The following is a 12922-nucleotide window of genomic DNA, read 5'->3' as shown; positions in this document are numbered from 1 at the left end:
CCGCCTATCCCGACAGGTTGAAGTTGCCGGACCCGCCGTAGATGGCGAGTGAGATGAGCAGGGTGACCGTGACGACCGCGATCAACGAGGCGCGCACTGCGTTACCCACCGCGACACCGACGCCGACCGGGCCACCGGTTGCGTTGAAGCCGTAGTAGGTGTGGATGAGCATGACGGCCAGCGCCATGACTATCGCCTGAGCGAACGACCACAGTATGTCCGTGGGTATCAGGAAGGTCGTGAAGTAGTGGTCGTACACGCCGCCGGACTGGTTGTAGAGGAACACCGTCGCAAAGCGGCTGGCGACGAACGACGCGATGACCGCCAGTGAGTACAGCGGGATGATCGCGATCATGCCGGCCATGACGCGGGTGCTGACCAGATACGGAATCGACGGGATCGCCATCGTCTCCAGCGCGTCGATCTCTTCGGAGACGCGCATCGCACCGAGCTGCGCGGTGGAGCCGGCGCCGATGGTCGCGGCGAGGCCGATTCCGGCGATGACCGGCGCTGCGATGCGAACGTTGATGAAGGCGGCGAAGAAGCCCGTCAGTGCTTCGACGCCGATGTTGCCCAGCGAGCTGTAGCCCTGAACGGCGATGGTGCCACCGGTGAACAGTGTCAGGAATCCGACGATCACGACGGTGCCACCGATGACGGCGAGCGCACCGGTGCCCATGCTGATCTCGGCGATCAGTCGCAGAGTTTCACGTGGATAGCGCATCAGCGCCTTGGGAGCGTGACCGAGAGCCTTCGCGAAGAACAGCGCTTGATCACCGATGCTGTCGATACTGCGAGAGATCGAGCCGATCTGTCGACGTGTGCGCGGGAAGCGTCCCGCTGCGGCCAACGCCATCAGATCTCCTCCCGTCTGTCGTTTGTCGTTCTGTCCACTTCGATCTCTCCGACTGCCGTGGGCCTCATCCGGCCGTCAACTTGATACCGATGGTCGTGATGAGCACGTTGACGACGAAGAGCGCCATGAATGCGAACACGACGGTCTGGTTGACCGCGTCACCGACGCTCTTGGCGCCGCCTTTGACGTTGAGTCCGAGGTAGGCCGCAACCAGGCCGGCGATCATGCCGAACAGCCCTGCTTTGACCATGGAGAGCATGAGCTCACCGAATCCGGTGAGCAGTGTGATGCCGTTGACGAAGGCGCCGGGGTTCACGTCCTGGATGAACACGGAGAAGACGAAACCGCCGAGGATGCCGATGGTGCAGACCAGTCCGTTGAGGAGCAGCGCCACACCTGTCGACGCGAGCACTCGGGGAACGACCAACCGGTGGATGGGATTGATCCCGAGCACCTTCATGGCGTCGATCTCTTCGCGGATGGTTCGGGCCGAAAGATCCGCGCAGATGGCGGTTGCGCCGGCGCCGGCGACGATCAGCACGGTGACGATGGGGCCGACCTGCGTGACGGTGCCGAGGGCAGCTCCGGCACCACTGAGGTCGGCTGCACCGATCTCGCGCAAGAGAATGTTGATGGTGAAGCTGACCAGCACAGTGAACGGGATTGCGACCAGCACCGTCGGCACCATCGAGACTCGGGCCACGAACCAGGCCTGATCGATGAACTCTTGCCGCTGGAAAGGGCGGGAGAAGACTGCCCTCAAGGTTTGGGCGGACATCTGAAAGAAGCCACCGACCGCTCGTAATGGCACCTCGACGAGGTCTACCATTCGCCCTCCTCGTCCTTGGTTGCCGCAGTACTGTCTGTTCTCATAGTCCAGCCCCCGACAGCTTGTGACTCAGGTCATATTAACTAGAACGTGTTCACCTGTCAAAAACAAGTGTCCAACTCTAAGGAGTAGCCTCACGGCGCCGATCCGAAACCGGAAGATCGGAGACATGGGAAGCATCCCTTTTCGATGCGATTTTCGCCGAAATATCCTGGAAATTAATACTTTTGAATGATCGGCGCCTTTCGGCGCAGGTTCGAAATTCAGCCATGCGAGAGCCTTGACTGGGCACGCCGATCGAATATCGCATCGTTCGCAGGAATGCAAAATTGGAACACAGTCCAGTTTTTTCGAGACCGTTGGTCTCGTTACAGAACGCAGGCAAACTGCCGCGCCCACCGACTCGTGAACACGCTATTTCTACCAGGAAGTGGACACGTAGACCGTCTGAGTGTGAACAACGGTTCTACGTGTCGCGCACCCGAGAATCAGCGCCGTCGATCAGCCCAACGCGCGCAGGGCCGCCGATGCCGAGAACATCTTTGCCGGGTCACGGTCAGCGAAGTAGTCACCCATCACCGCGGACAGCGTTTCCGGCGACCAAGAATCTCCCTCGGCGTCGAACCGCTGCTCGACGACGGGCGCCGCCATCAGCGCAACCATCGGTCCGTACACCACGAATACCTGACCGTTGACGGCGTCGGCCGCCGGTGACGCCAGGTACGAGACGAGCGATGCCACATGCTCGGGCGAGAGCGGATCGATGCCGTCGGCCGGCGCGTCACCGAACACACCTTCGGTCATCGACGTCCGTGCCCGCGGGCAGATCGCGTTGGCCCGAACGCCGTAGCGCGAGAGCCCACGTGCGGCCGACAACGTCAGCGCCGTGATTCCGGCTTTTGCAGCGCCGTAGTTGGGCTGCCCTTCCGGTCCGAGGAGACCCGCCTCCGAAGAAGTGTTGACGATGCGCCCGTACACCGGCGCCCCGGCTTCCTTGGATTTCGCCCGCCAGTAGGCAGCGGCGTTGCGGCACAGGAGGAAATGGCCGCGAAGGTGCACTTCGAGTACGAGATCCCAGTCTTCGTCGGACATGTTGAACAGCATCCGGTCGCGTACGACCCCTGCATTGTTGACGACGATGTCGACACTGCCGAACTGACCCTGCGCTGCTTCCATCAGTGCGTCGGCAGTAGAACGCTCACCGACGTTGCCTGCCACGAATTCGACCTTGGCACCGAGACCACGGATTTCCTCGAGCGTCGCTTCGACGGCCTCGTTCGGGGCCAGATCGTTGACGACCAACGAAGCACCGGCCTTCGCCAGACCGATGGCCTCGAACTTTCCGAGCCCCGATCCGGCACCGGTCACGATGGCGACCTTGCCTTCGAGACTGGTTTCTGGGCTGTTCACAGCATTCATCGAAGCGCTCTCCCGGTTCTCTGCGGTCGTGTGTCGAGTTACCCGGCTCGATTGCCGTGACCCACGAGTTCGCAACTTTAGAACGTGTTCTTGTTTTGGGCAACCATCGTCACGGATGTTCGGTCAGTGCCGCGCGCGGGCACTGAGCGATCGCGGAACGGACATCCTCCCAGCGATCCTCCGGTGGGCGCACAGAACTGATCACGAGCTCCTCGTTGTCGTCGAGGTCGAAAATATCGGGCGCGATCCCGACGCACACACCGTTTGCCTCGCAACGGTCCAGATCAACCCTGACCTCCATGGCGATTCCTCTTCTCTACTCACAACTGCTCACACGAACACGGATACGAAACGAGTGCCGCAGGGCTGTGCCGCACACCGTTCCTGGCGATAACACTAGAACCTGTTTCAGTCGTGTGCAATGATTCGAAAAAGTACCGAGAACGGACGTCGAACGATCCGCCGGCGACGGCGAGAGCGTCCCTTGTCGCCGATGTACGCATCGATAGAACCTGTGTCAATCGAATGGTTGACGCTTTGATTCGTATCTCTATGGAGAGGTAACCATGCACATCACCTACACCCCTGAGCAGCAACAGCTCCAGGAGGAGTTGCGTGCCTACTTCGCACAACTGATGACTCCCGAGCGGCGTGAAGCGCTCGCCGCCACGACGGGTGAGTACGGCGAAGGCAATGTGTACCGCGAAGTCGTCGCGCAGATGGGCCAGGACGGCTGGCTCACGCTGGGTTGGCCGAAAGAGTACGGCGGACAGGAACGCTCCGCGATGGACCAGCTGATCTTCACCGACGAAGCTGCCATTGCCGGTGCGCCCGTGCCGTTCCTGACGATCAATTCCGTAGCGCCGACAATCATGCATTTCGGGACGGACGAGCAGAAGGCCTTCTTCCTGCCCAAGATCTCCCGCGGTGAGCTCCACTTCGCGATCGGTTACTCCGAGCCCGAGGCCGGCACCGACCTGGCGTCTCTGCGCACGTCGGCCGTCCGTGACGGTGGCGATTACGTCATCAACGGGCAGAAGATGTGGACGAGCCTGATCCAGTACGCCGACTACGTGTGGTTGGCGTGCCGCACCGATCCGGAAGCCAAGAAGCACAAGGGAATCAGCATGCTGATCGTCCCGACCACCGCAGAAGGCTTCTCCTACACCCCGGTTCACACCATGGCCGGCCCCGACACCAGCGCCACTTACTACCAGGACGTACGGGTCCCGGCGTCGTCGATAGTCGGCCAGGAACACGGCGGCTGGGCACTGATCACCAATCAGCTCAACCACGAGCGTGTTGCCCTCACCTCGGCCGGACCGATTCTGACCGCGCAGCGTGAGGTCCGCGAGTGGGCACAGAACACCAAGCTGCCCGACGGCCGACGCATGATCGACCAGGAATGGGTGCAGATCAATCTGGCTCGCGTGCATGCCAAGGCCGAGTACCTGAAGTTGATGAACTGGGAAATCGCCTCCGCAACCGATCACGCTCCCGGCCCCGAAGCGGCGTCGGCCAACAAGGTGTTCGGTACCGAATTCGCCACCGAGGCTTACCGCTTGCTGATGGAGATCCTCGGATCCTCCGCCACGATCAGGCAGAACTCCCCCGGCGCTCTTCTGCGTGGACGCATCGAACGCATGCATCGTTCTTCGCTGATCCTGACGTTCGGCGGCGGTACCAACGAAGTGCAACGCGACATCATCGGAATGACAGCTCTGCGGCTTCCCGCATCGAAGCGATAAGGACCAACGATCATGGAATTCACCCTTACCGAGGCCCAGCAGGACCTGTCCGGACTGACACGATCCGTCGTCGCCGAACTGGTCACCAACGACCGCCTTCGTGAACTCGACGCCGCCGAAGACCGTTTCGACGCCCTCTTGTGGAATGCTCTGGCCTCGGCCGGCGTTCTCGGCGCGGCTCTTCCGGAATCGGTGGGCGGCGACGGATTCGGTGTCCTCGAGCAGTGCAGCATCCTGGCCGAACTCGGCCGCGGCGTCGCAGCTGTTCCGTTCCTGACGTCCATCGTCGGGTCCGCCGCAGCGATAGCCGAATTCGGCTCGGACAAGCAGCGCGACGACTGGGCAAGCGCTGCCGCTGCCGGTGAGAAGATACTCACCGCGGCCCTCGCCGAGGAATACAACGACGACCCGGCGCACCCGATCACGCGTGCCGAGAAGACCGCCGACGGTTGGCGCATCGACGGAGCAAAGATCACCGTCGACAGTGCTCCGCTCGCAGATCTGTTCCTCGTCCCCGCCATCACCGAGGACGGTGTCGCGGTCTTCCTCGTCGAACCGTCGGACGCGGGCGTGAGCATTACCAGGCAATCGACCACGGATTTCTCGAGTGCGGCCCTGGTCGAGTTCGATTCGGTGCAGATCCCGGCCGATCGTGTTCTCGGCTCGGTTGCCCAAGGATCCGACATCGCGGCATGGATCGTCGAACGAATTCAGCTCGGTTCCAGCGCCTACCAGTACGGGGTGCTCGATCAAGCGCTGAAGCTGACCGCCGAATACGCCACCGAGCGTGTGCAGTTCGGCCGTCCGATCGGTAGTTTCCAGGCCGTGGCCCAGCGCCTCGCCGACGGATACATCGATGTCAAGGGCGTGCGCCTGACTCTCTGGGCCGCAGCGTGGCGTCTGAGCGAAGGACTTCCTTCCGACGGCGCTGTACAGACGGCCAAGTTCTGGGCTGCAGATGCGGGACACCGTGTCGGGCACACTGCGGTTCACGTTCACGGCGGTGTCGGTCTGGACGAGGACCATCCGGTTCACCGCTACTTCCTCGCGGCCAAGCATCACGAGTTCCTGCTCGGCAACGCAACGGATCAGCTTCGCGCGCTCGGCAAGGTACTTGCCGCAGTCCCTGCCTGAGTGCGTCCCACCGAGTGGAAATCCATGACCTGGTCCGAGACGAATCGATGATGATGCAGCTATGAGTCAGAGCCCCACTGTTTCCGATCTACTCCTCGGAGTCAGCGAGATCGACGACCGCGGTCTCCGTTTCGAGGACCAGGTCATCACCTGGCGCGAGCACGTTCAAGGCTCGTTCGATCGAGCAGCGCTGCTGGACACGCTGCTCGATCGAACGCGCCCCAGGCATTTCGGACTTCTGATGGAGAACGTCCCCGAGTTCTCGTTGCTGCTCGGAGCGGCATCGTTCTCGGGTTCGGTCGCCGCCGGGCTGAACACGACTAGGCGCGGCCCGGCATTGGCGCGAGACATTGCGCTCTCCGACTGCCAGGTCATCTTCACCGAGAACAACCAGGCACATCTACTCGACGACATCGATCTCGGCGACGTCCGAGTGATCAACGTGGATTCTCCGGCCTGGGCGGAATTGTTGGCGCCCTTCGCCGATACGCCGGCCTACGCGTCGACGGCGCAGCCCGACGATCTGTTGATGCTCATCTTCACTTCCGGAACCAGCGGTGATCCCAAAGCGGTTCGGTGCACGCACCACAAGTTGGCCTCTCCCGGCGTCATGCTTGCCGATCGTTTCGGGCTCGGCGCCGACGACGTCGTCTACATGGCGATGCCCATGTTCCATTCCAACGCGATGATGGCGGCGTGGACGGTTGCGCTGCACGCTCGTGCGGGAATTGCCATGCGACGCAAGTTCTCCGCTTCGGGTTTTCTACCCGACGTTCACAAGTACGGAATCACGTACTCCAACTACGTCGGAAAGCCGTTGTCCTTCATCGCTTCCACCCCCGAGGTGCCGAACGAGCGGGACAACACCTTGAAGATCATGTACGGCAACGAGGGTTCGGCGCCCGCCGTCGCCACCTTCGTCCGGCGCTTCGACGCTCGCGTCATCGACGGGTTCGGTTCCACCGAGGGCGGCATTTCGATCTCCGCGGCACCGGTTCCCCGGCCCGGCGCCCTCGGACTGCTCCCGGACGGCGTCAAGATCCTCGATCCCGAGACCGGAGCGCCATGCCCGCCTGCAGTCTTCGATGCCGACGGCCGGATCACCAACGCCGACGAGGCAACTGGTGAACTGGTCAATGTCACCGGCCCAGGCACATTCGCCGGGTACTACAAGAACCCGGAAGCCGACGCCGAGCGAATGCGCAACGGCCAGTACTGGAGTGGCGATCTGGCGTACACCGACGTCGACGGTTACGTCTACTTCGCGGGACGCAGTTCCGGTTGGCTGCGAGTGGACGGCGAGAACATCGGTGCCGCACCCATCGAACGCTCCCTGGTCGGTTACCCGGGCTTCGCGCAGGTGTCCGTGTACGCAGTCCCCGACAGCGACGTCGGCGACCGCGTCATGGCGTCGGTGATTCCGGTCGGCGATGTCGACAACTTCGACCCGGCAGCCGTCGCCGAATACATCGATTCCCGGCCGGAACTCGGGCCGAAGCAGAAGCCGACCTTGATCCGAGTGTGCAGTGAGTTCCCGAGAACGGCGACGTTCAAGGTGGTCACTCGAACGCAGAGCGCCGAACGCTGGAACACCTCCGATCCGGTGTGGATCCGTCGGCGTGGGGAATCCGACTTCCAATTACTCACTCCCGAAATGGCACTCGGACTCGAGAAAACGCGAGAGCCCGTCTAGTCCGATGTCTCAGTAGTGCTGAGCAAGCGGTTTGTGCGCCGACACCGTCTTGTAGAACTCGGTGAGCCGAAGCTGTGACGCCGCGGCCTCGTCGATCACCACTGTCGCGTGTGGATGCAGTTGGAGGACCGATGCCGGGCACACCGCGGCCAGCGGCCCCTCGACGGCAGCGGCAATCGCAGCGGCCTTGTGCTCGCCGGTCGCGATCATCACCAGATGCTTTGCTTCGCAGATAGTTCCGAGGCCCTGGGTGATCACGTGCCGTGGTACGTCGTCCGGACTCTCGAAGAATCGGGCGTTGTCGGTTCGAGTCTGTTCCGTCAGCGTCTTGACCCTGGTCCTCGAATTCAGTGAGGACGTCGGTTCGTTGAAACCGATATGACCGTTGCCGCCGATGCCCAGAAGTTGAACGTCCACCGGACCATTCGACGCAATCGCCCGGTCGTAGGCCGCCGCGGCGGCAAATGGATCCGGCGCGGTTCCGTCGGGGCTGAATACCCTTGCCGCGTCCAGGTCCAGGTGATTCACCAGCTCGGTGCGGATCACCTGGGCATACGACTCCGGATGGCCTTCCGGCAGGCCGACGTATTCGTCCAACAGGAACGCCTGCACGCCGGCAAAACTCAACCCTTCCTCGCGGTGACGGCGCGCGAGTTCGCGGTACACCGAGAGCGGTGAAGATCCTGTCGCCAGGCCCAAAGTCCGTGCACCTGAATGCACCGCGTGTTCGAAGACGTCGGCAACAACGGTGCCGGCCGCCTCCGCACTGTCGACAATGACAATTTCCATCGGTTGATTCCTCAGCTTTCGGTGTAGTTCATGAGCCAGTTCCCAGCGGCCATGACGGCGCGCGTTTCGAGTTCTGGACCGGTGACGATCAGATCGGCCCGGCAACCCGGCACGAGATCGCCGACTATTCCGGCCAGCCCCATCAGCGCAGCAGGCGTTGCCGTCGCTGCGATGACAGCCGAAAGCAGATCGACGCCCGCGTGATTGACGGCTCTGCGGACAATGTCCATCAACCGACTCGTCCCGCCGGCAATGGCCGTGTCCCCCTGGCCGGCAAGCCGCGCCACGCCACCGACCACGTCGACGTCGAGAGGTCCGAGTGGGTAGCGCCCGTCGGGCATTCCCGCCGCAGCCATCGCGTCGGAGACCAACGCGATCTGATGCGGACCGACCAGATCGAACACCGTCGCCACCGTCTCGTCGGCGAGATGTACTCCGTCCCCGATCAACTCGACCACCATCTGTCCTTTCGCGGCCGCGGCAAGACACGCCGCCACTGCGCCGGGAGCGCGATGATGCATCGGAGCCATACCGTTGAACAGGTGAGTGGCACTGAGCGGTGCATGCGCCGAGTGTGCGATCGAACGTGTCGCAATCGGGTTGGACGCATCGGTGTGTCCGATACTCACGACGGCCCGGTGACGCTCCAGCAATGAGGCAAGTTCGCCGAAGTGTGCTGTCTCCGGAGCGATCGTCATCGAGCGGATGTGCCCGCGGCCGGCTTCGAGCAGCGACTCGAGCAGAGCCGGGTCGCCGTCGAGAATGCTGTCGGGATCCTGGGCGCCACAACGGAGTACCGACAGGAATGGACCTTCCAGGTGAATTCCGGCCAGCGTGCCCTCGTCCACCAGTCCTGCCAGGAGCTCGATGCGACTGCGCAGGATCTGCGGCGGCGCGGAGACGAGCGAGCCGATCACCGAGGTCGTGCCGTTCGTCCGGTGGTGATCGGCAGCCACGGTGGATCCGAACTCGTCTGCCTCGGGGAAACCGAATCCGCCGGCGCCGTGGCAGTGAACGTCCACCAACCCCGGGATGATCGTTGTCCCCGCAGCTGCCCGTTCGGGTAACGGGTCGGTTCGCTGCGACGCGGGCCCGGCCCACACCACACGATCACCGGAAATCTCGACGACACCGTCCGGAAGCAGTTGCCCACCGGTCACCAGTTGTCCACGAAGAATTTGTCTACGATGCATCACGACATCACCTGCGGTACAACGGGAACTTCGGTATCCGCGATCGACAACTCACGGAGCACGGCGTCCGCGAGCACGTAGTGCCCTTGTTCGTTCGGATGGAATGCGTCAGCCAGGAGAGCCGGCGGTGGGCCCTCGGGAGAATGGGCCGTCCACTGCGCGTAGTGGTCGACGAACACCACGCGCGTCGAGGCGGCAACCTGCCGCACGACCTCGACGTACTGAACCAATCCCGCTCTGGTGGGCGCATTCTCGACGTCGATCGGTGGCGGCGTCTGCAGGATCGGCACCGCACCGATCGCTCGTGTCCGGAAGATCGTGTCCAAGAGGTCGTCTCGAAACCGCTCCAGTCCTTCTTCGCCATCCAATGCGTCATTCGTACCGAGCATGATCAACACCACCGAGGGTTCGAACACCTCGATGCGGTGTGCGAAACCCGCACGCACATCGGAGGATCGATTGCCGCTCACCCCGGTGTTGACAAGGACGTGGTTGAACAAGGAAAGCTCACCACGGATGCGCTCGGCGCAGTGTTCGACGTAACTTCGATGACCGTCGGTGTGCGTCAATCCCTGAGTGATGCTGTCGCCGGTGAAGACCCACCGTATCGGCGTCGAGGAGTCTACGAGCAAAGTCTCCAGTCGAATCCGTTCAGCAGTCCTGGACTTCAAACCCTTCGACGTCGGGGTCACACCCTCTGCCTTCCGGCGCCCGATACTGCGGCTGCAAATTTCGACGTGATGAACGCCGGATCCGTGATTGCGGTTCCGACAACCACCGAGTCTGCACCCAGGGCGATGGCGCGTGCCGCATCCTCCGGGCTGTGGTACCGCCCCTCGGCGATGAGGACTGCATCTGGAAGTGCCTGCCGCAGTTCCGAGATCAGCTCCAGGTCCGGGCCGGCCAGCCGTCGGCTGTTCTCGGTATATCCCGCCAGTGTGCTGGAGATGACGTCGGCGCCCGCCGCGGCGGCAGCGATGCCGTCCTCGAGTGTTCCACAGTCGGCCATGACGAGGCCGCCGCGATCATGGACCGCGTCGACGGTGTCGGCAAAGGTCAGCCCGTCCGGACGAGGCCGCAGCGTGGCGTCGGCAGCCACGATCTGCGCACCCGAATCCACGACTTCGAGGGCTGATTCCCTTGTCGGCGTGATGAACACGCCCTCCGAGCCGATCTTCGTCAAACCGATCACCGGTACCTTCACTGCCGACACGACTGCTGCGACATCCGGGGTTCCGCCCACACCGCCGCAGCGGATAGCCACCGCTCCCCCGTCGACCGCAGCGCGGGCCATCCTCTCGATGGTCCCGGTGTCGCGCAGGGCATGGCCGTGTCCGGCCTGACAGGACACGATCAGCTTCCCGCTGATCATCGTGAGCAATTCTTCGACAGTCACGGTGTTACCTCGATTCGTGTTGCGGCGGCCAGGAGCGCAGCGCCGACGAGCGGCGCATCGGTCCCCAAACGGGCAGGAAGAATGGCGGTTTCGGCAATGGGGCCCATCGCTTCCACCCGGAAAGCGGACGTCAGCGGAGACAGGAGGTCGGCTCCGATCTGGGCTGCGCCGCCGCCGATGACGATCACCTCGGGATCGAATGCAGTCGCGATGCCGGCCAGGACGCGGCCCAGCAGAGTACCGGCGTCGGAGACCACGGCACGGGCGATCGGATCGCCCGAGTGCATGAGCGCCACCACTGCCTGTAACGGTTGAGTGGGCACACCCGCCCGCGCTGCGTACTCGGCTGCCATCGCCGGGCCAGACGCGACTGCCTCGAGGTGATCGGTTCTGCCGCAACCGCAACCTATCGCCCCGGAGACCGGAACCAACAGATGCGCGAGCTCGCCGGCTGTTCCGTGGGCACCGTGGTACAGCTGACCGCCCACGGTCAACGCGCCACCGATTCCGGTACCGATCGAGACGAACAGTGCAGAGGTTCGACCGCGACCGGCGCCGATCATGTTCTCGCCGTGAGCCATCGCGCGCACGTCGTTGTCCACCGTCACCGGTAGGCCTGAGTGTGCCTCGAGTTCTCCGCGAACCTCGGCGCCACTCCATCCGGACAGAATGTCGGAGGCGAAGACGACGCGGCCACGCACCCGATCGATGATTCCCGGTGCACCGACTCCGATTCCGGCTACCGTGTGATTCGCCCTCAGACGGTCGATCAACGCGGTAGCGGTCCCGAGAACGGCTTCCCTACCCGCCGTCGGTGTTGCCGCACGAACGGTGTCGATCACGTCTCCGTCGGACGTCACCACCGCGGCAGCCACTTTGGTGCCGCCGATGTCGATACCGATCCATCGCTTCTGCCCAGATGTCATGTCAGAGGAGCCCGGCCTGTTCCAGAACGACCTTGATCGTTGCGGTCTCGGACTCGTCGAGCGAGAGCATCGGCGCGCACATCGTGTTGCCGGTGATGACGCCGCGCAGGGCCAGAGCCGTCTTGAACGCGCCCAGACCCGCGGCACCGGCACTGACGCGACCCGGTGTCGGCGCCTCGACGATGGAGAACAGATCGGTGAGTCGATCCTGCTCGGCCTTCGCTGCGGCCCAGTCTCCTGCCTGCGCAGCGCGCCACAGTCGTACGTAGCCGTGCGGGTCCACGTTGGCCAGGCCGGGCACTGCGCCCGAAGCACCCATCAGCAGGCATCCGTCGACGACTACCTCGTGCCCGGTGAAGACGGCGAAGTTTTCGAGCCCGGCCGACTGACGGAGCAACATACGGAAACTGACGTCGTCGCCGCTCGAATCCTTCACGCCGGCGATGACTCCCTCGCGACCGAGCTCGACCAGCATTGCCGGGCTGAGCTTGCTGTGGACACGAACCGGGACGTCGTAGGCGAACAACGGAAGATCCACTGCGGCGTGGATGGAGCGGAAATGCGTTGCCGTCTCGGCTGCATCGGTGATCGCGTAGAACGGCGCCGTCGCGACGATGGCATCCGCACCAGCCTCGCGCGCCTGCTCGGCGACGGCGATGACCCGGTTGGTGGTCATGTCGTTCACTCCGACGAGGACCGGTACCTGGCCGCCGACGTGACCGATGGCCGTCTGCACCACCTGGGCGCGCTGAGCATCGGTGAGGTAACCGACCTCACCCGAGGAACCGAGGACGAACAAGCCGTCGACTCCGGCTTCGATCTGCAGTGAGAGCAGGCGTTCGAGCGACGTGGTGTCGACCTCGCCCTCGAGCGTCAGTGGTGTGACGATCGGCGGGACGATTCCGCTGAAGGTGGTGGTTTCCGTGCTCATGGGGTCTC

The 12922-nt window shown here is 63.3% G+C and carries 13 protein-coding genes; 3 read left to right on the top strand and 10 right to left on the bottom strand.

Annotated features, from left to right (window positions below):
* Nucleotides 1-4 precede the first annotated feature (4 nt).
* The 4 genes from RHP72_RS04800 to RHP72_RS04785 all read right to left on the bottom strand — a co-directional run bounded on the left by RHP72_RS04800 (nucleotide 5) and on the right by RHP72_RS04785 (nucleotide 3405).
* Complete coding sequence (locus tag RHP72_RS04800; RefSeq protein ID WP_003945759.1) at nucleotides 5-856, bottom strand: ABC transporter permease; 852 nt, start codon at nucleotides 854-856, stop codon at nucleotides 5-7.
* Nucleotides 857-920: 64 nt separating this feature from the next.
* Entirely contained in the window at nucleotides 921-1685 is a 765-nt protein-coding gene (locus tag RHP72_RS04795; RefSeq protein ID WP_003945687.1) for an ABC transporter permease, read from the bottom strand.
* A 501-nt stretch (nucleotides 1686-2186) separates the two neighbouring features.
* A complete protein-coding gene (locus tag RHP72_RS04790; RefSeq protein ID WP_007734334.1) occupies nucleotides 2187-3104 on the bottom strand; it encodes a 3-oxoacyl-ACP reductase in 918 nt (305 codons plus the stop codon).
* Between the two features lie 109 nt (nucleotides 3105-3213).
* The gene (locus RHP72_RS04785; protein WP_007734330.1) at nucleotides 3214-3405 is read right to left on the bottom strand and encodes a ferredoxin; all 192 of its coding nucleotides are present in this window, start codon (nucleotides 3403-3405) and stop codon (nucleotides 3214-3216) included.
* A 265-nt stretch (nucleotides 3406-3670) separates the two neighbouring features.
* On the opposite strand from RHP72_RS04785, the gene RHP72_RS04780 reads away from it, so the two are divergent.
* The 3 genes from RHP72_RS04780 (at nucleotide 3671) to RHP72_RS04770 (ending at nucleotide 7679) form a co-directional block, all read left to right on the top strand.
* On the top strand, nucleotides 3671-4852 hold the full coding sequence (locus tag RHP72_RS04780) for an acyl-CoA dehydrogenase family protein (protein ID WP_311094399.1): 1182 nt from the start codon (nucleotides 3671-3673) through the stop codon (nucleotides 4850-4852).
* Nucleotides 4853-4864: 12 nt separating this feature from the next.
* Entirely contained in the window at nucleotides 4865-5986 is a 1122-nt protein-coding gene (locus tag RHP72_RS04775; RefSeq protein ID WP_311094398.1) for an acyl-CoA dehydrogenase family protein, read from the top strand.
* Nucleotides 5987-6047: 61 nt separating this feature from the next.
* Nucleotides 6048-7679 carry a long-chain-fatty-acid--CoA ligase gene (locus tag RHP72_RS04770; protein WP_042920426.1) on the top strand — a complete coding sequence of 544 codons (1632 nt, stop codon included), beginning with the start codon at nucleotides 6048-6050 and terminating at the stop codon, nucleotides 7677-7679.
* Nucleotides 7680-7688: 9 nt separating this feature from the next.
* On the opposite strand, the gene nagB is transcribed toward RHP72_RS04770, so the two are convergent.
* Genes nagB through RHP72_RS04740 form a run of 6 tightly spaced genes read right to left on the bottom strand, consistent with a single transcriptional unit; the run spans nucleotide 7689 to nucleotide 12914 of the window.
* Nucleotides 7689-8468 (bottom strand): glucosamine-6-phosphate deaminase, encoded by a 780-nt coding sequence (nagB, locus tag RHP72_RS04765; protein WP_042449513.1) that lies wholly within the window; start codon nucleotides 8466-8468, stop codon nucleotides 7689-7691.
* Nucleotides 8469-8479: 11 nt separating this feature from the next.
* Nucleotides 8480-9661, bottom strand: coding sequence for an N-acetylglucosamine-6-phosphate deacetylase (locus RHP72_RS04760; RefSeq protein WP_042449511.1), 1182 nt, complete (start codon nucleotides 9659-9661; stop codon nucleotides 8480-8482).
* Nucleotides 9661-10353 carry a GDSL-type esterase/lipase family protein gene (locus tag RHP72_RS04755; RefSeq protein ID WP_047269587.1) on the bottom strand — a complete coding sequence of 231 codons (693 nt, stop codon included), beginning with the start codon at nucleotides 10351-10353 and terminating at the stop codon, nucleotides 9661-9663. Before RHP72_RS04755 ends, RHP72_RS04760 begins: the two co-directional genes overlap by 1 nt.
* Nucleotides 10350-11057, bottom strand: coding sequence for an N-acetylmannosamine-6-phosphate 2-epimerase (locus tag RHP72_RS04750; protein WP_218749156.1), 708 nt, complete (start codon nucleotides 11055-11057; stop codon nucleotides 10350-10352). The genes RHP72_RS04755 and RHP72_RS04750 overlap by 4 nt, the downstream gene beginning before the upstream one ends.
* Entirely contained in the window at nucleotides 11054-11983 is a 930-nt protein-coding gene (locus tag RHP72_RS04745; protein WP_007734314.1) for an ROK family protein, read from the bottom strand. The genes RHP72_RS04750 and RHP72_RS04745 overlap by 4 nt, the downstream gene beginning before the upstream one ends.
* 1 nt (nucleotide 11984) lies before the next feature.
* The gene (locus RHP72_RS04740; protein WP_007734313.1) at nucleotides 11985-12914 is read right to left on the bottom strand and encodes a dihydrodipicolinate synthase family protein; all 930 of its coding nucleotides are present in this window, start codon (nucleotides 12912-12914) and stop codon (nucleotides 11985-11987) included.
* Nucleotides 12915-12922: the final 8 nt, after the last annotated feature.

Source organism: Rhodococcus sp. SG20037 (genome assembly GCF_031763325.1).
Classification (GTDB): domain Bacteria; phylum Actinomycetota; class Actinomycetes; order Mycobacteriales; family Mycobacteriaceae; genus Rhodococcus_F; species Rhodococcus_F qingshengii.
Note: the sequence above shows the minus strand (reverse complement) of the source record. Positions and strands in the feature narration are given on the sequence as shown.

Excerpts from the sequence above, each read along its gene's own strand:
- RHP72_RS04800 (WP_003945759.1), bottom strand. The coding sequence starts at position 856 with ATGGCGTTGGCCGCAGCGGGACGCTTCCCGCGCACACGTCGACAGATC.
- RHP72_RS04795 (WP_003945687.1), bottom strand. The coding sequence starts at position 1,685 with ATGGTAGACCTCGTCGAGGTGCCATTACGAGCGGTCGGTGGCTTCTTT.
- RHP72_RS04790 (WP_007734334.1), bottom strand. The coding sequence starts at position 3,104 with ATGAATGCTGTGAACAGCCCAGAAACCAGTCTCGAAGGCAAGGTCGCC.
- RHP72_RS04785 (WP_007734330.1), bottom strand. The coding sequence starts at position 3,405 with ATGGAGGTCAGGGTTGATCTGGACCGTTGCGAGGCAAACGGTGTGTGC.
- RHP72_RS04780 (WP_311094399.1), top strand. The coding sequence starts at position 3,671 with ATGCACATCACCTACACCCCTGAGCAGCAACAGCTCCAGGAGGAGTTG.
- RHP72_RS04775 (WP_311094398.1), top strand. The coding sequence starts at position 4,865 with ATGGAATTCACCCTTACCGAGGCCCAGCAGGACCTGTCCGGACTGACA.
- RHP72_RS04770 (WP_042920426.1), top strand. The coding sequence starts at position 6,048 with ATGAGTCAGAGCCCCACTGTTTCCGATCTACTCCTCGGAGTCAGCGAG.
- nagB (WP_042449513.1), bottom strand. The coding sequence starts at position 8,468 with ATGGAAATTGTCATTGTCGACAGTGCGGAGGCGGCCGGCACCGTTGTT.
- RHP72_RS04760 (WP_042449511.1), bottom strand. The coding sequence starts at position 9,661 with ATGCATCGTAGACAAATTCTTCGTGGACAACTGGTGACCGGTGGGCAA.
- RHP72_RS04745 (WP_007734314.1), bottom strand. The coding sequence starts at position 11,983 with ATGACATCTGGGCAGAAGCGATGGATCGGTATCGACATCGGCGGCACC.
- RHP72_RS04740 (WP_007734313.1), bottom strand. The coding sequence starts at position 12,914 with ATGAGCACGGAAACCACCACCTTCAGCGGAATCGTCCCGCCGATCGTC.